The 323-nt window shown below is 29.4% G+C and carries 1 pseudogene; it reads right to left on the reverse strand.

Annotated elements, in window-relative coordinates:
- Nucleotides 1–74: 74 nt before the first annotated feature.
- Nucleotides 75–323: pseudogene (locus ACFIKU_RS10035) on the reverse strand (hypothetical protein); the annotation flags it as partial.

Genomic DNA, 323 nt, shown 5'->3' on the forward strand with positions numbered 1-323 from the left:
AGGAGATACAGTTCAAGACGCTTAAAAATGCAGGGTGTTTTTAATATTTTAGAAATATTTTTTACAAAAATAGATTAAAAGAGAGACGATAAATCAAATGTAAAAGGGACGGCAATAATAGCCAAGGTTGTCATTATTGTAAATAAACAGGCAGGAACCTTAAATCTAAAACGCCAAAGTAAACTTATGGGAACAGACATTATCGTTGTTATTACGAATGCTACGATAAACCATTGCAGGAATAAGTTCATTATATTAATTTCATTATTAAAATGATTTTGATTAAGACGATTTTGTTTTAGTTCTTCCTCTGAAACACAATC

Origin of the sequence: Bartonella sp. CM120XJJH (assembly GCF_042194715.1) — a bacterium.
Taxonomy (GTDB): domain Bacteria; phylum Pseudomonadota; class Alphaproteobacteria; order Rhizobiales; family Rhizobiaceae; genus Bartonella.